This is a genomic window from Mesorhizobium sp. B1-1-7 (genome assembly GCF_006442705.1).
GTDB classification, from domain to species: domain Bacteria; phylum Pseudomonadota; class Alphaproteobacteria; order Rhizobiales; family Rhizobiaceae; genus Mesorhizobium; species Mesorhizobium opportunistum.
This window is the reverse complement of the sequence record NZ_VFWQ01000009.1, coordinates 76,405-91,041: the sequence shown is the minus strand read 5'-3', so window position 1 is coordinate 91,041 and position 14,637 is coordinate 76,405. Positions and strand designations below refer to the sequence as shown.

Below are 14,637 nucleotides of genomic sequence, written 5' to 3'. Positions count from 1 at the left end.
GCTGTTTGGCGACAAAGGTTTGACGGCTTGCCAAGAATTGTCGGAATTCGGCGGCAAGCCATCATCCAGGGTGGAGAGATGACCAATGAACGGCAAAATTTCGGCGCTTGATCTGGCTCCCGAAGAGTTGAGCGAGCCGACAAGAGCCTATTTCGCCAAATGCGAGGAGAAGCTCGGCCTCGTTCCCAACGTGCTCAAGGCCTACGCTTTCGACGACAAGAAACTGCGCGCCTTCACCGACATGTACAACGATCTGATGCTGGGCGAGTCTGGCCTGTCGAAGCTGGAGCGCGAGATGATCGCGGTCGCCGTCTCCTCGATCAACCACTGCTACTACTGTCTGACCGCGCACGGCGCGGCGGTGCGCCAGTTGTCCGGCGACCCGGCGCTCGGCGAGATGATGGTGATGGATTTCCGCGCCGCCGATCTTTCGCCCAAGCAGACCGCAATGCTCGAATTCGCCGTCAAGCTGACCGAAGAGCCGGCCAAGATCGTCGAGGCCGATCGGGCCGCGCTGCGTCAGGCCGGCTTCACCGACCGCGACATCTGGGACATCGCCTCGACCGCTGCCTTCTTCAACATGTCGAACCGCGTGGCGGCGGCGATCGACATGCGGCCGAACGACGAATACCACGCCATGGCAAGGTGAGGCGCGGCGGCCGGAATCCTGCCCGCCTTATATTAGCTATCCCTCATCTTCGTTGATTGTTTGCCCGTTTGGTCCGATGATCGGCGCGCGGCGTGACCGCATGCCGGTTCGATGCCGCGGATGAAGGGAGGAGAACATGGCGAAGTTTCTCTACGTCTATCACGGTTCCGGCAAGATGCCGGCGACCGAGGCCGATCTAAAGGCGTTGACGGACAGCTGGACGGGCTGGTTCGGAAAACTTGGCTCGGCTGTGGTCGATCGTGGCAATCCGGTTGGCATGTCGAAAACCGTCCTGCCCGGCGGCGAGGTCGAGAACAATGGCGGCAGCAACCCGACCGGCGGCTATTCGATCATCGAGGCGAAAGACATCGACGACGCCACCAGCAAGGCCAAGGATTGTCCGATCCTGATGGAGCCGAACTGCAACGTCGAGATCGCGCCGATCCTCAATATGATGGGTTGACGCGCCGGTTCAGGACCGCGCCGCGATGGCCGCGGCAGCACCGGCCATCGTCGTGGCGCTGACGCGGTTGGCGATCTTCATGGCGCGCTTGCTCTTCAGCAGCTTGCGCGCCTGCGAGGCGGCGAGCACCCAGGCGAGATCGATGGCGATGAGCACCACGGCCATGGTCGCCGTCAACTCGACCCAGCCGACGATGCTGACCGAGGCCAGGTCGATGATGGTCGGCAGCAGCGCCAGGTAGAACATCATGATCTTGGGGTTGCCGAGCGTCACCGCCATGCCGGCGAAGAACAGTTTCACCGGAGAATCCTCGCGCGGCATCTCGCCTTCCCTGGCGTCGACAGGTGCGGTCCACATCTTCCAGGCGAGGTAGGCGAGATAGGCTACGCCGACCCATTTCACCACGACAAAGGCGAAGTGGAAGGTCTGCGCCACCACGGCCAGCCCGAACACCGCCAGCGACAGCCAGATGCCCTCGCCGATCCACATGGCGAGCAGGAACGGGAACACGTCGCGAAAGCCCTTCGAGATGACCCGCGCGACCAGAGCCGCGATCGAGGGGCCCGGTGAACCGGCAGCGACAAACAGGGCAGCGGCGAAAATGAGCAGCGAGGTGAGATGCATGGCAGGGGATCTCGGATTGAGGTTTGACTGCCACACTAGCCAGCAACAGCAGCATTGGCAAAGACAAGGTAATCGCTTTGGTCGGCAGCCCGGGCCTCCATGCTCGCGATCCCTTGCTCGCGATCCCTTGCCGTTTCCGCGTCCCGCGGCTAGAAGAACCGCCGCGAAACAATTTCTGAGCTTCACTTTGCCTACGTAACCGCCGGTCTCGTCAACTCCCCCGACACACCTGCATGGCGCCGCATTCGCGATGCCTGTTTTCATTTTCATGTGTTCCTCTGGCGGCGGTTCGAGACCGGTTTGGCACTGCTGAACCGCTGTCGCGCGCTTTCCGCCAGCGACACCCGACTTCACAATCTCCGCAGCCTACCGCCACGCCGCGCCCGCATGGGCATCTCGAGATTGCCGACCGGATGAACTTCCCGACGGGAAGGGCTTATCGGCATGTCCGGCACTGTGCGTATCCACTGGGCGATCGCGCCCGCAATCGCTCCTCGACCCCTCATCAACTGCAATCGCTGCGGCGGCGTGAAGGCGTATCGCTGCAGCGGAAAATTCCGCGTCAACGCCAACGGCAAGCGCATCGACGTGTGGCTGATCTATCGCTGCGTCGATTGCGACAATTCCTGGAACTTCGGCATTCTCGAACGCTGCAACCGCCGCGACATCGAACCGGCGCTGCTGCAGGCGCTCGAAAGCAATGATCCGGGGCTGGCCCGGCGCCATGCCTTCAACGTCTCCGCGCTACGCAATCAGGTAGGACATGTCGAGGAGTTCCCCGATGTCGCCGTGCAAAGGCATCTGGTTGGGGAGACAAGCGAAAGCGCGACAGCGCTGGAACTCAGGCTTGGGCTGGAAATGCCGATATCGCTCCGCCTCAACCGCCTGCTTGCCAACGAACTCGGCATCTCGCGGTCGCGGCTTCAGGCCTTGCAAGAGAGGCGATTGCTGGCCGTAAGGCCGGACGGGGCCAAAGCCCTGCGCAGAGCGGCTCGCGAGGGGACGATCGTGCTGATCGATCTGGAGGGTGAACCCGACCGCGAAGCCATCATCTCGGCAGCCGGCGGTTGAATAAAAAGGGGCGGAGCACCCGGTGCTCCGCCCCTTTTTATACAAGGAATCAGAAGATTACGCCGCGCCGACAGCCTTGGCCGACTTCTCGAAGCGCTTGCGCTCGTTCGGGTCGAGATAGAGCTTGCGCAGGCGAATGGTCTTCGGCGTCACCTCGACCAACTCGTCGTCCTGGATCCAGGCCAGAGCGCGTTCCAGCGTCATGCGGATCGGCGGGGTGAGCTTGACCGCCTCGTCCTTGCCGGCGGCGCGGATGTTGGTCAGCTTCTTGCCCTTCAGCACGTTGACTTCGAGGTCGTTGTCCCTGGAGTGGATACCGATGATCATGCCCTGATAGACCTTGACGCCCGGATCGATGACCATCGGGCCGCGGTCTTCGAGGTTCCACATGGCATAGGCCACCGACTCGCCCTGCTCATTGGAGATCAGCACGCCGTTGGTGCGGCCCGGCAGTTCGCCCTTGTAGGGCTCATAGGCATGGAACAGGCGGTTCATCACGGCGGTGCCGCGCGTATCGGTCAGCAGTTCCGACTGGTAGCCGATCAGGCCGCGCGTCGGCGCATGGAAGACGATGCGCTGGCGGTTGCCGCCGGACGGGCGCAGCTCGACCATCTCGGCCTTGCGCTCCGACATCTTCTGCACGACGACGCCGGCATGTTCCTCGTCGACGTCGATGACGACTTCCTCGACCGGCTCCAGCAATTCGCCGTTGTCGCCCTTCTGCATGACGACGCGAGGACGCGACACGGCGATTTCAAAGCCTTCGCGGCGCATCGTCTCGATCAGCACGGCGAGCTGCAATTCGCCGCGGCCGGAGACGAAGAACGAATCCTTGTCGGGCGATTCCTCGATCTTCAGCGCGACATTGCCTTCGGCCTCGCGCAGCAGGCGGTCGCGGATGACGCGGCTGGTCACCTTGTCGCCTTCGGTGCCGGCGAGCGGGCTGTCATTGACCAGGAAAGACATGGTCACGGTCGGCGGATCGATCGGCTGCGCATGCAGCGCTTCGGTCACCGCCAGGTCGCAGAACGTGTCGGCGACCGTGCCCTTGGACAGGCCGGCGATGGCGACGATGTCGCCCGCCTGCGCTTCTTCGATCGGCTGGCGCTCGAGGCCACGGAAGGCCAGGATCTTGGAGATGCGGCCGGTTTCGATCTGCGTGCCGTCATTGTGCAGCACTTTGACCGCCTGGTTCGACTTCAGCGTGCCGCTTTCGATGCGGCCGGTGATGATGCGGCCAAGGAAGGGATTGGCTTCCAGGATGGTGCCGATCATGCGGAACGGGCCGGGATGAACGGTCGGCGCCGGCACATGCTTGATCACGAGATCGAACAGCGGCGCAAGCTGCTGGTCCTTGGGGCCTTCCGGATTTTCCGAGACCCAGCCGTCGCGGCCCGAACCATAGAGGATCGGGAAGTCGAGCTGCTCGTCGGTGGCGTCGAGGGCCGCGAACAGGTCGAACACCTCGTTGACGACCTCGACATGGCGGGCGTCCGGCCGGTCGATCTTGTTGATGACGACGATCGGCTTCAAGCCGACCTTCAGCGCCTTGCCGACCACGAACTTGGTCTGCGGCATCGGGCCCTCGGCGGCGTCGACCAGCACGATGGCCGAATCCACCATCGACAGGATGCGCTCGACCTCACCGCCGAAATCGGCGTGTCCGGGCGTGTCGACGATGTTGATGCGCGTATCCTTCCAGTCGACCGAAGTCGCCTTGGCCAGGATGGTGATGCCGCGTTCCTTTTCGAGGTCGTTGGAATCCATGGCGCGTTCGGCGACGCGCTGGTTGTCGCGGAACGAGCCGGACTGCTTCAAAAGCTGGTCGACCAGGGTGGTCTTTCCATGGTCGACGTGCGCGATGATCGCGATATTACGGAGTTTCATGTTCTGATCTCGGAAGCGTTGCAGGCAGCAGGCCAAAGGCGCTGCCTCTTTCGGTTGCGCGGCTCATACAGGGTTTTTCGCAGTTGCGAAAGGGGAAGCGCAACACCAAATACTCATCAAATCTTAAGCATCTGCGTGTGAAATGATTTTGTTAACCAAGGCGGGAACCATTCAGGGCCCGGGCAGTTCGAACGTCATGACCGATAAACTCAACCGATTTTGGCCGCTTATCGCCTCCGCGGCCTTTGCCGTTCTGCTGGCGGCCAACGCCGCGCAGTCGGCCGCCACGCTGAAGGAAGCACGGCCGGCCCTGCCGATCGATGCGCCTTCGGCCCAGCAGGCTTTCGCCGACGCCCCCGACGGCGTCGATCCGATGGTGACCGGCCCGGTCAGCGCCGCCTTCAAGCAGCGCCAGGACGCAGCCAACTGCGACAGCGCCGTCTGGCCGAACATTCCAATGGTCTGCTACCCGGACTGACGACCGTCAGGTCTTTACGCCGACCGTACCGGCTCGAGCGTGATCTTGTAGAGTTCGTTGTCGTCGCGATCCATCAGCCGCACGGTCATCTGCTCGGTGGCGCCGGAAATGTCGACAAGGCCAAAGAATTGCAGGCCGGCTGACGGCGGCAGGTTCTGCCCCTGCTCGGCTGTCGGCGCCTTGATGAACTTCAGCTCCGGACCGAAGGTCATGTCGAAATCGTTCGGGCCGAAGGTTCCGGCATGGATGGGGCCGGAGACGAATTCCCAGAATGGACTGAAGTCCTGGAACTGCGCCTTCTCGGGATTGTAGTAATGCGCGGCTGTGTAGTGCACGTCGGCGGTGAGCCAGACGGTGTTGCTGATGCCGGCATTCTTGATGTAGCGCAGCAGGTCGGCGATCTCCAGCTCGCGTCCCTTTGGCAGACCGTTGTCACCATTGCTGACAGCCTCCGCGCCTGCCTTTTTGACGCCATCGTCCCAGACGACGAGGCCGAGCGGCATGTCTGCGGCGATGATCTTCCATGTCGCCTTGGAGTTGGCTAGCTCCCGCTTCAGCCATTTCGTCTGCTGTTCGCCCAGCATGCGCGATTGCGGTGTCATCTCATCCTGCATGTCCGGACCGTTGGGGCCGCGATAGGAGCGCATGTCGAGGAAGAACACGTCGAGCAGCGGCCCGTAGGCTATCTTGCGGTAGACGCGGCCGGGCTCCGACGGCTCGTAACGGATCGTCGTCATCTCATGGAAGGCTCGGGCCGCGCGGGCCGCCAGCACATGGATGGATTTTTCCGTGTAGCGATCGTCGGCGCTCAGATTTTTCGAATCCGACCAGTTGTTCAGCACCTCGTGGTCGTCCCACTGATAAAAGGTCGGGCAGATGGCGCTGAGACCCAGGACGTGTCTGTCCATCATGTTGTATTTCCACTGGTCGCGGTATTCGTCCAGCGTCTCGGCGACCTTGCGCTTGCCATCGACTAGCACGACGTTCTTCCACTTGCCGCCGCCGGGCAGGTCGACCTCGTCCTTCATCGCGCCGTCGGCATAGATGGTGTCGCCCGAATGCAGGAAGAAATCGGGCGTATGCTTGCCGATCGTGGCGTAGGTCTTCATGCCGGTCTCGTCGATGCCCCAGCCCTGGCCGGCGGTGTCGCCCGACCAAGCGAACTTGATGTCGCGCTTCGAGGCCGGCGCGGTGCGGAAGCGGCCGACGATCGGCTCGGAGACGGCGTTGATGTCAGCGAGGTCGGCTGCCGTCATGCGGTAGAAGATGTCCTGATCGGAAGCGAGATCGGTGAGCAGGCGTCTGACCGTATAATCGCTGGCCGGCGACGTATCGAGCGGCGCCAGCCGGATCGCGTTGGCGAAATTCTCGGTCGACGACACTTCGAACATGACACGCGACGGGCGATCCGTGCGCGTCCACACCATGCCGCTGGTGGCGTCGACATCCCCCGACTGGACGCCATGGGTGAAGGCCGGGCGCTGGTTGGCGCGAGAATAATAGGGCAGCGCCAGGCTGGAAACGCCGACCAGACCAGCGGCGCTGGCGGAGGTGACAAAAGCGCGGCGAGTCATCGAGAGCTTGTTCATGGCTGTCTCCTGGATGGCGTTGAACGTTGCCACCAAGCTCCAGCCTCAATGTTTCAGGCGCATCTCGAAATCATGAACGTTTGATAACAATGAACAGGGCTGCCCTTTCCGTCTCCTCTCACGCCCAGAGATCAATAAGGCAACGGGCCCAAAAGGGGAGAAGGGAGGGCCGCGCCTATGCCGCTTGCGGTTCGGGATCGAAGGCCGGCCGGCTGGTATTGATCAGCAGCGAGATGCAGGCGGCGGCGATGGCCGTCATTCCGGCGATCAGGAAGGCCAGTTCGTAATTGCCCTGCAGTTCGCGCATGGTGCCGCCGAAGGCGGCCGCCGTGGCAGCTCCCACCTGGTGGCCGGCGACGATCCAGCCGAACACGATCGGTCCGCTGCGGTCGCCGAACGCCTCGTTGGCGAGCCTGAGCGTCGGTGGCACGGTGGCGATCCAGTCGAGGCCATAGAGCACCGCGAAGATGATCAGGCTGGTCGCCGAGAAGCCGGAATAAGGCAGGTAGATCAGCGACAGGCCACGGATGGCATAATAGACGCCAAGCAGCTTGCGCGGGTCGAAACGGTCGGTAAGCCAGCCGGACAGCGTCGTGCCGATCAGGTCGAAAATGCCCATCATCGACAGCAGGCCGGCCGCCTGCACCTCGCCGATGCCCATGTCGCCGCAGAACGCGATCAAATGCGTGCCGACCAGCCCGTTGGTGGTGAAGCCACAGACGAAGAAGGTGGCGAACAGATACCAGAACACCCGCGTGCCGGCGGCGCGGCGCAGCGTGTTGAGCGTGTGCGCCAGGAAATTGCCTTGCGATGCCGGCGATGTCGGCGGCACGTCATCAGCCTCGGCGCCATAACGCACCATGCCGATCGAGGCCGGACGCTCCGGCACCAGTAGCCAGACCAGCGGCAGCAGGCAGGCCGTGGCAACCGCGACCGCGACCGCGACCGGCTTCCAGCCGCCCGTTTGCGCAAGCGAGGCAAGCAGCGGCAGGAACACCAGGAGGCCAGTCGCGCTGGAGGCCGACATCAAGCCCATGACCAGGCCGCGATTGGTCTTGAACCAGCGGTTGACGATGGTGGCGCCGAGCACGCTGGCGACGGCGCCTGAGCCGATGCCGGAGAACACGCCCCAGGTGATGAAGAGATGCCAGGGCTTGGTCATCAAAAGGCTGAGCGCGGTCGACCCCGACATGATCACCAGCGAGGCGATCAGCGTGCGGCGCAGTCCGATCCGCTCCATCAGCGCGGCGGCGAACGGACCAGTCAGGCCATAGAGCAGGATGCCGACACCGGCGGCCAGCGAGATGACGTCGCGCCGCCAGCCAAAGCTGTTTTCGAGCGGCAGCATCATGACGGCGGGTGCCGAGCGCAGACCGGCGGCGATCAGCAGGCAGAGGAAGATGACGCCGACCACGATGAAGGCGTAGCGCTGGCCAAATGGGCGGGATTGAGCTATCATGTTACTGACCGGTACGTTGCAGGGTGGCAACATGTATACGTACCGATCGGTAACACTGTCAATCGAGTCCCATGATGCCAACCAACAAAAAAATTGAACTGACCATCAGCGATGGTCATGCATCGGCCCCGCCGAAGGCCGCCAAGAAGATCCTCGACGTCGCCTACGACCTGTTCTACCGGCGCGGCATAAGGGCGATCGGCGTCGACGAGATCGTCAAGCGTGCCGGCGTCACCAAGCCCAGTCTCTACCGCAGCTTCCCCTCCAAGGACGAATTGGCTGCGTCGTACCTGCGGCAATACGACCTCGAATTCTGGGAGCGCTTCGATGAGGCTGTCGACGCCCATCCTGGCGATCCGCGCGCGCAGATCAAGGCTTTCCTGACCCGCGTCGGAAAGCGCACGCAAAGACCCGATTACCGCGGCTGCGGCATGACCAACGCAGCGGTCGAATACCCCGAGCACGGCCATCCGGCCCGAATGGTGAGCGAAGACAACAAGCAGGAACTGCGCCGCCGGCTCCGCGCCATGGCCGCCGCGATGGGCGCTGGGGATGCCGACACGCTGGGCGACGGGCTGCTGCTGCTGCTCGAGGGCGCCTATATCAGCGGCCAGTTGTTCGGGCTCGGTGGACCGGCGCAGTCGGTCGCCCGCAATGCCGACCTGCTGATTGAAGCAAGCTTGAAGAAATAGCGATTGGCGATACGTTGTGGCGAGCTCCAACGGAGATATCCGTCATGCGCAGCCTGCTGATCCCGCTTGCCCTCGCCGGCCTCTCTCAGGCAGCCCATGCCGGTGACATATCGAGCGCCTATACCGATCTCGACTGGAAGAAGGACTGCGTGACCTACGCTCAGGCCGAACAAGGCGACGGCGACTGGGCCGACCTCGCCTGTTCGGGCTACCGTGGCTATCCCGTGCTGATCGCCTATGACGATGCCCGCGAATCGCTGTTTTATGGTTTTCCGCCCAGCGGCGACATGACATCCGTCTGGGAGAGTTTTTCCGCCTTCAATTCGTCCGGGGCCAAGATCGAATGGCGCGTCGAGACCAATGGCGACAAGGCCGTACCCTTCGCGGTCATTCACCGCCGCACGATCAGCAATGGCGAGGATGAGAACAAGTCGACCGAAGTGTTGCTCGTCGCCAAGGTCGGCCAGATGGACGCCCGCGTCGGCTGCACCGTCGGCCTCGTACTGGCCACCGGCAACTCGCAAGCCAACGACCAGGCGCGTAAACTCGCCGACGAGAAGGCGCGAACCTTCGCCTGCGGCAAGGACCGGCACACCGTCATCGGCAACGTGCCGGCCTTCGGCCGGGTCGACAACTGATCCGAAGCGCTACTTGCTCGCCTTGGCGCGTTCGATCGCGTCCATGATCATCTTCTTGGCGTATTTGGAATCGTGCCAGCCTTCGATCTTGACCCATTTGCCGGGCTCGAGATCCTTATAGTGCTCGAAGAAGTGCTGCACCTGCTGGCGGGTGATGTCGGGCAACTGCGTATACTCGGTGACGTTCTCGTAGCGCAGCGTCAGCTTGGGCGACGGCACGGCGATGATCTTTTCGTCCTGACCGGCATTGTCTTCCATGATCAGCACGCCGATCGGCCTGACATTGATGACGCAGCCCGGCACCAGCGCGCGCGTGTTGCAGACCAGCACGTCGATCGGATCGCCATCGCCCGACAGCGTGTGCGGCACGAAGCCGTAATTGCCGGGATAGCGCATCGAGGTGTGCAGGAAGCGGTCGACGAACAAGGTGCCGGCCTCCTTGTCCATCTCGTACTTGATCGGCTCGCCGCCGATCGGCACCTCGATAATGACGTTGACGTCCTCAGGCGGGTTCTTTCCGCTGGCTATGGCTTCGATGCGCATGGCTTTTGTCCCTCTCTCGATGGGGAGGAGATAGCGGGCGGCGCAGAATGGCGCAATGCGGCGAATGGTGCTGACCGACGTCGGGCGAGACGCGATGGCACCCGACACGTTCAATCATCGGAACAAGATGTTTCAGCGTCGTGATTTCGCGTTGGATACATCCCGTGAGCCTGCTTCGCTCTCCGCGATCAGCCCTCGGCGGTCATTCCCAGACGAAAGCGACCTTCTTCAGCGCTTTCTGCTCGAAGATCTCGACGCCCTCGGCGATGTCGCGGCCGCCGGCGCCGGCATAGAAGGCGAGCGCGCTCTGGTTGTCTTCCAGCGCCCACACCACCATACCTTTCAGGCCATGGTCGGCAAGGCGCGCCTTGGCGGCCGAAAACAGCCGCCTGCCGAGGCCGATGCCTTGATATTCCGGGCGCAGGTAGAGTTCGTAGATCTCGCCTTGCTGCTTGAGTTCCCGGGCCCGGTTCTTGCCGATCGTCGCGTAGCCGGCGATCGTGCCGCCGATCTCGACCACCAGGACGGTGGCGGCACGGCGAATCGCATTCGCCCACCAGTCGGCGCCACGGCGGTTGATCATCGATGTCAGCGTGCGGTGCGGAATGATGCCGGAATAGGCGCCGCGCCAGGCTTCCAGATGCACTTCGGCGATAGCGCCGGCGTCGCGCGGCTCTGCCTTCCGGATGTCGATCGTCAGCGTATTCATGATTTGTTAACCATAAACCCGCACCGGCCGATTGCAAGAGTCCGGGCAGCCCGCCAACCGCTTTCTCACAGACGATCATGGCATAGGTGACGTTGCGCAAAACCCGTCCGGAAACAGGCCGGATCGGCAAGGCCCGGGTCGGCAAAGCAATCTCGACGGCAGACGCTTAGATTTCGACCAAATGGTCGTCAAGCTCGTTGGTGTCGCCTGACGTGACCGGGAAATGCTCGGCCAGCACCGCGCCCACCTGCTCGATCGCCTTGACGAAACCGTCGGCAAGCCGGTCGTTGCCGGCATGCGCGGTCAAGTCGCGCACGACGCTGTCCCAGACATGCTGGCCGACCTTGGCGTCGATGCCCGAATCCGCGACCACCTCGGCATAGCGCTCGGCGATCGACACGAAGACCAGCACGCCGGTGCGCGCCGTGGTGCGGTGGACATTGCGGGCGAGGAACTGCTTGATCGCATTGGCGTGTGCCGCCTGATAGCGCAGCCGCCGTGGCACCATGTGGATGCGCAAGCCGGGCAGCGCCCACAACAGGGTCAGCACGCAGGCCAGCGCCAAAAGCTGGGCGAGGACGAAATGCGGCAGCCGGATGGTGAGCCACCAGGCCTCCAGCCCATAGGCGACGGCGAGGCTGACGACCAGCATGCACAGCGTCGCCATCAAGGCGGCGGGGGCGAAATAGCCGTCGCTGGCATGCGCCACGACACAGTAGATCTCGCCGTCGGTCCTGGTTTCCGCGGCGCGGATCGCATCGGCGATGCGCTCATGATCCTGCGGGCTGATCGGTCGTGCTGCCATTGTCTCACCAGCTTCCTGAAGAACCGCCACCACCGGACGAGCCACCACCGCCCGAAAATCCGCCGCCGCCGCTGCTCGATCCCGAGGACCAGCCGCCGCCGGAGCTTCCCGACGACCAGCCGCCACCCGACGAGCCCGTTGTCCAGCCGCTGGTGCCCGAGGATCCGCTCGGACCCCGGCCATAACGAAACGTCATGCCCAGCCATCTATACACGCCCGGCGACAGTTTCGTGCCGAACATGGGCGGCAGGAATGCCATCGCCAGGCCACCGAAGAACATCGTCGCCCATAGGATCAGGAACACCGCGGCAATCGGGTCGATGGATGTGCCGCTGTCGGCGGGATTGCGTTTTCCGCGCGCTTCCAGTTCCTCCGGATTGCCTTCGAGCACCATGACCATGTCGTCGACGGCCTTGCTGATGCCGCCGGAGAAGTCGCCGGCGCGGAAGGCCGGCACCATGTCGTTTTCGATGATCAGCTTGGTGTGCAGGTCGGTCAGCGTGCCTTCCAGCCCGTAGCCGACCTCGATGCGCATCTTGCGGTCGTTCGGCGCGACCAGCAAAAGCACGCCGTTATTTTCCTTTGCCTGGCCGAGCTTCCAGAAGCGGAACAGCCGGTTGGCATAAGGCTCGATCTCCTCGCCGCCGAGGCTGGGGATCGTGGCGACGACGATCTGGTCGGAGCCCTTGGTCTCGAAGTCGGCGAGCTTCTGCGTCAGCGCCGCCTTGGTGCCGGCATCGATGATGCCGGCATTGTCGACCACCCGCCCGGTCAGGGCTGGCAGTTCGGCGGCGAAGGCGCTGAGCAAGGCAAACAGCAGCGCCACCATGGACATCAGGGCAAGGCGCAACCCCTTGGCGAAATGACCGGATATCGAAAGAGCGAGGGCGGGCCTTGGCATGGGCTCACCAGCTGCCAGATGAGCCGCCGCCGCCGGACGAACCGCCGCCGCCGGAAAAGCCACCGCCACCCGAAGACCAGCCACCGCCGGAACTACCCGAGGACCAGCCGCCGCTCGAGGATCGCCGGCCGGGCTCGAAGGTCATGCCGAGCCAGCGATAGCGTCCGGGTCCGAGCTTCTGGCCGAAGATCGGCGGCAGGATCGAGGCCGCGATGCTGCCGAAGAAGATGATTGCCCAGATGCTGATGAAAAGGGCGAAGAACAGGTCGTCGGAATTGAACGGCGCCTGCTGGTTGCGTTTTCCCCGCGCTTCCAGCTCCTCCGGATTGCCTTCGAGCACCATGACCATGTCGTCGACGGCTTTGGCTATGCCGCCGGAAAAATCTCCGGCGCGGAAGGCCGGCACCATGTCGTTTTCGATGATCAGCTTGGTGTGCAGGTCGGTCAGCGTGCCTTCCAGCCCGTAGCCGACCTCGATGCGCATCTTGCGGTCGTTCGGCGCGACCAGCAAAAGCACGCCATTGTTTTCCTTTGCCTGGCCGAGCTTCCAGAAACGGAACAGCCGGTTGGCATAGGGTTCGATCTCCTCGCCGTCGAGGCTCGGGATCGTGGCGACGACGATCTGGTCGGAGCCCTTGGTCTCGAAGTCGGCGAGCTTCTGCGTCAGCGCCGCCTTGGTCGCGGCATCGATGATGCCGGCATTGTCGACCACTCGGCCCGTGAGCGCCGGGAGGTCCGCGGCGACGGCGGTTAGCGGAAGGACCAAGAGAAGGAAGAAAATTAGGGCAAGAAAATTGAGGTTGGCGTTTCTTCGCACCCCTCTCTGGCCTGCCGGCCATCTCCCCCGCAAGGGGGGAGATTGGCAGCTTCGCTGTTGGCGCGAACCTTCAAACGCCGAAGATTGGCGAAAGCCTAAGCGACAACCGATCTCCCCCCTTGCGGGGGAGATGTCCGGCAGGACAGAGGGGGGTGTTTGCACGCCAGCGGTCCGTCTTGTGGTAAAGAGACGCTCAGCCGATTTCGCCTATCACCCACCCTGCTTCGTGCCGAAATCCACCTTCGGCACCTGCATCTTGTCTTCGTCCACCGTGAAATTGGCGAACGGCTCGTTGCCGCGGAACCAGAAGGTCGCCCACAGCACCGACGGGAAGGTCTTCAGCGTCAGATTGTAGTCTCTGACCGCCTGGATGTAGTCGCGCCGCGACACCGCGATGCGGTTTTCGGTGCCTTCGAGCTGCGCCTGCAGCGCCAGGAAGTTCTGGTTGGCCTTGAGGTCCGGATAAGCTTCCGATACCGCGATCAGCCGCGACAGGGCGCTGGTCAGCCCGGCCTGGGCATCCTGGAACTTCTTGAGCGCTTCGGGATCCTTGAGCGTTTCCGGCGTCACCGTGATCTGCGTCGCCTTGGCGCGCGCCTCGACCACCGCGTCGAGCGTGTCCTTCTCATGCGAGGCGTAGCCCTTGACCGTCTCGACCAGGTTGGGGATGAGGTCGGCGCGGCGCTGGTACTGGTTCAGCACCTCGCTCCAAGCCGCCCTGGCGTTTTCCTCGGCCGTCGGGATGGTGTTGTAGCCGCAGCCGGCAAGCAGCGGCAGCACGAAAGCCATCATCAGGAAGGCGGGAAGCGTGCGGAACATGGATGGTGAGGCAAGGCGCTGGGCAAGCATGATCGGTCCCTCGACAGAAGTTGCATGCGAAGCATTACCACAATCGGCGCGCAAGAAAACGGCCTCGGCGGGAACGGGTTATCGGCACGTTACCATCGGCCGCAAGACCCTGTAATAACTGGCAATATCCTGTAATTGACAAGACGCTGTAATTAGCAAGGCGATCACGATAAGGTCGGCGGAAGGCAGGACACCATCATGGCCGGACGACAGGACAGCGACAACGAATCGCGCCGTATCCTCGAGCGCGTCGCGCAGGAGACCGATCCGTCCGGCACCTCGCTGGTTGCGCGGACCGCGAAAGGCGTGCGCGACCACGTCGCCGCCGCCGACGCCGACCGCGCGGACCCGGTCGAGGTCTGGGGTACGCGCATTGGCAGGATACTCGGCCTGCTTCTGGCGCTGGGCCTGATGGTCTGGCTCGTGCTTTTCCTCATCCGGGGCAGCTAGGAATCAAAAAACA

At 63.2% G+C, this 14,637-nt stretch carries 17 protein-coding genes; 7 read left to right on the top strand and 10 right to left on the bottom strand.

Annotated features, from left to right (window positions below; genetic code table 11):
* The first annotated feature begins 85 nt into the window (after positions 1–85).
* Together FJ978_RS16795 and FJ978_RS16790 are read left to right on the top strand one after the other, a co-directional pair.
* Positions 86–649: a peroxidase-related enzyme gene (locus FJ978_RS16795; protein WP_140573003.1), complete on the top strand. Its 564-nt coding sequence runs from the start codon at positions 86–88 to the stop codon at positions 647–649.
* Between the two features lie 136 nt (positions 650–785).
* Entirely contained in the window at positions 786–1,112 is a 327-nt protein-coding gene (locus FJ978_RS16790; RefSeq protein WP_140573002.1) for a hypothetical protein, read from the top strand.
* Positions 1,113–1,121: 9 nt separating this feature from the next.
* Here FJ978_RS16790 and FJ978_RS16785 read toward each other — a convergent pair whose 3' ends face one another.
* Positions 1,122–1,736, bottom strand: a complete 615-nt coding sequence (locus FJ978_RS16785; RefSeq protein WP_140573001.1) for a LysE family translocator — start codon at positions 1,734–1,736, stop codon at positions 1,122–1,124.
* 444 nt (positions 1,737–2,180) lie between these two features.
* Between FJ978_RS16785 and FJ978_RS16780 the strand changes: the two genes are divergently transcribed.
* Entirely contained in the window at positions 2,181–2,807 is a 627-nt protein-coding gene (locus FJ978_RS16780; RefSeq protein WP_140573000.1) for a DUF1062 domain-containing protein, read from the top strand.
* Positions 2,808–2,864: 57 nt separating this feature from the next.
* Here the strand turns inward: FJ978_RS16780 and typA are convergent, their stop codons facing one another.
* Positions 2,865–4,694, bottom strand: coding sequence for a translational GTPase TypA (gene typA, locus FJ978_RS16775; RefSeq protein ID WP_140572999.1), 1,830 nt, complete (start codon positions 4,692–4,694; stop codon positions 2,865–2,867).
* Positions 4,695–4,890: 196 nt separating this feature from the next.
* On the opposite strand from typA, the gene FJ978_RS16770 reads away from it, so the two are divergent.
* Positions 4,891–5,172, top strand: coding sequence for a hypothetical protein (locus FJ978_RS16770; protein WP_224731358.1), 282 nt, complete (start codon positions 4,891–4,893; stop codon positions 5,170–5,172).
* A 14-nt stretch (positions 5,173–5,186) separates the two neighbouring features.
* On the opposite strand, the gene FJ978_RS16765 is transcribed toward FJ978_RS16770, so the two are convergent.
* Together FJ978_RS16765 and FJ978_RS16760 are read right to left on the bottom strand one after the other, a co-directional pair.
* The gene (locus FJ978_RS16765) at positions 5,187–6,761 is read right to left on the bottom strand and encodes an alkaline phosphatase (RefSeq protein ID WP_140572997.1); all 1,575 of its coding nucleotides are present in this window, start codon (positions 6,759–6,761) and stop codon (positions 5,187–5,189) included.
* A gap of 175 nt (positions 6,762–6,936) precedes the next feature.
* Positions 6,937–8,220 (bottom strand): MFS transporter, encoded by a 1,284-nt coding sequence (locus FJ978_RS16760; protein ID WP_181176871.1) that lies wholly within the window; start codon positions 8,218–8,220, stop codon positions 6,937–6,939.
* A 74-nt stretch (positions 8,221–8,294) separates the two neighbouring features.
* On the opposite strand from FJ978_RS16760, the gene FJ978_RS16755 reads away from it, so the two are divergent.
* Together FJ978_RS16755 and FJ978_RS16750 are read left to right on the top strand one after the other, a co-directional pair.
* Positions 8,295–8,912 (top strand): TetR/AcrR family transcriptional regulator, encoded by a 618-nt coding sequence (locus FJ978_RS16755; protein ID WP_140572995.1) that lies wholly within the window; start codon positions 8,295–8,297, stop codon positions 8,910–8,912.
* 44 nt (positions 8,913–8,956) lie between these two features.
* Positions 8,957–9,550 (top strand): hypothetical protein, encoded by a 594-nt coding sequence (locus FJ978_RS16750; RefSeq protein WP_140572994.1) that lies wholly within the window; start codon positions 8,957–8,959, stop codon positions 9,548–9,550.
* 9 nt (positions 9,551–9,559) lie between these two features.
* Here the strand turns inward: FJ978_RS16750 and ppa are convergent, their stop codons facing one another.
* The 6 genes from ppa to FJ978_RS16715 form a co-directional block, all read right to left on the bottom strand.
* Positions 9,560–10,093 carry an inorganic diphosphatase gene (gene ppa, locus FJ978_RS16745; protein ID WP_013892387.1) on the bottom strand — a complete coding sequence of 178 codons (534 nt, stop codon included), beginning with the start codon at positions 10,091–10,093 and terminating at the stop codon, positions 9,560–9,562.
* A 202-nt stretch (positions 10,094–10,295) separates the two neighbouring features.
* Complete coding sequence (locus FJ978_RS16740; RefSeq protein ID WP_013892386.1) at positions 10,296–10,802, bottom strand: GNAT family N-acetyltransferase; 507 nt, start codon at positions 10,800–10,802, stop codon at positions 10,296–10,298.
* A gap of 166 nt (positions 10,803–10,968) precedes the next feature.
* Positions 10,969–11,607 (bottom strand): TPM domain-containing protein, encoded by a 639-nt coding sequence (locus FJ978_RS16735; RefSeq protein ID WP_140572993.1) that lies wholly within the window; start codon positions 11,605–11,607, stop codon positions 10,969–10,971.
* 4 nt (positions 11,608–11,611) lie between these two features.
* The gene (locus FJ978_RS16730) at positions 11,612–12,508 is read right to left on the bottom strand and encodes a YgcG family protein (RefSeq protein WP_140572992.1); all 897 of its coding nucleotides are present in this window, start codon (positions 12,506–12,508) and stop codon (positions 11,612–11,614) included.
* 4 nt (positions 12,509–12,512) lie between these two features.
* Complete coding sequence (locus FJ978_RS16725) at positions 12,513–13,289, bottom strand: YgcG family protein (protein WP_245265116.1); 777 nt, start codon at positions 13,287–13,289, stop codon at positions 12,513–12,515.
* A gap of 246 nt (positions 13,290–13,535) precedes the next feature.
* Complete coding sequence (locus FJ978_RS16715; RefSeq protein WP_013892382.1) at positions 13,536–14,174, bottom strand: LemA family protein; 639 nt, start codon at positions 14,172–14,174, stop codon at positions 13,536–13,538.
* Between the two features lie 198 nt (positions 14,175–14,372).
* Here FJ978_RS16715 and FJ978_RS16710 point away from each other — a divergent pair, with 198 nt between their 5' ends.
* On the top strand, positions 14,373–14,624 hold the full coding sequence (locus FJ978_RS16710) for a hypothetical protein (RefSeq protein ID WP_013892381.1): 252 nt from the start codon (positions 14,373–14,375) through the stop codon (positions 14,622–14,624).
* The last annotated feature ends 13 nt before the right edge of the window (positions 14,625–14,637 follow it).

Coding starts and splice junctions, on each gene's coding strand:
- FJ978_RS16785 (WP_140573001.1), bottom strand. CDS start 1,736: ATGCATCTCACCTCGCTGCTCATTTTCGCCGCTGCCCTGTTTGTCGCT.
- ppa (WP_013892387.1), bottom strand. CDS start 10,093: ATGCGCATCGAAGCCATAGCCAGCGGAAAGAACCCGCCTGAGGACGTC.
- FJ978_RS16760 (WP_181176871.1), bottom strand. CDS start 8,220: ATGATAGCTCAATCCCGCCCATTTGGCCAGCGCTACGCCTTCATCGTG.
- FJ978_RS16795 (WP_140573003.1), top strand. CDS start 86: ATGAACGGCAAAATTTCGGCGCTTGATCTGGCTCCCGAAGAGTTGAGC.
- FJ978_RS16780 (WP_140573000.1), top strand. CDS start 2,181: ATGTCCGGCACTGTGCGTATCCACTGGGCGATCGCGCCCGCAATCGCT.
- FJ978_RS16735 (WP_140572993.1), bottom strand. CDS start 11,607: ATGGCAGCACGACCGATCAGCCCGCAGGATCATGAGCGCATCGCCGAT.
- FJ978_RS16740 (WP_013892386.1), bottom strand. CDS start 10,802: ATGAATACGCTGACGATCGACATCCGGAAGGCAGAGCCGCGCGACGCC.
- FJ978_RS16715 (WP_013892382.1), bottom strand. CDS start 14,174: ATGCTTGCCCAGCGCCTTGCCTCACCATCCATGTTCCGCACGCTTCCC.
- FJ978_RS16710 (WP_013892381.1), top strand. CDS start 14,373: ATGGCCGGACGACAGGACAGCGACAACGAATCGCGCCGTATCCTCGAG.
- FJ978_RS16770 (WP_224731358.1), top strand. CDS start 4,891: ATGACCGATAAACTCAACCGATTTTGGCCGCTTATCGCCTCCGCGGCC.
- FJ978_RS16765 (WP_140572997.1), bottom strand. CDS start 6,761: ATGAACAAGCTCTCGATGACTCGCCGCGCTTTTGTCACCTCCGCCAGC.
- FJ978_RS16750 (WP_140572994.1), top strand. CDS start 8,957: ATGCGCAGCCTGCTGATCCCGCTTGCCCTCGCCGGCCTCTCTCAGGCA.
- typA (WP_140572999.1), bottom strand. CDS start 4,694: ATGAAACTCCGTAATATCGCGATCATCGCGCACGTCGACCATGGAAAG.
- FJ978_RS16755 (WP_140572995.1), top strand. CDS start 8,295: ATGCCAACCAACAAAAAAATTGAACTGACCATCAGCGATGGTCATGCA.
- FJ978_RS16790 (WP_140573002.1), top strand. CDS start 786: ATGGCGAAGTTTCTCTACGTCTATCACGGTTCCGGCAAGATGCCGGCG.
- FJ978_RS16730 (WP_140572992.1), bottom strand. CDS start 12,508: ATGCCAAGGCCCGCCCTCGCTCTTTCGATATCCGGTCATTTCGCCAAG.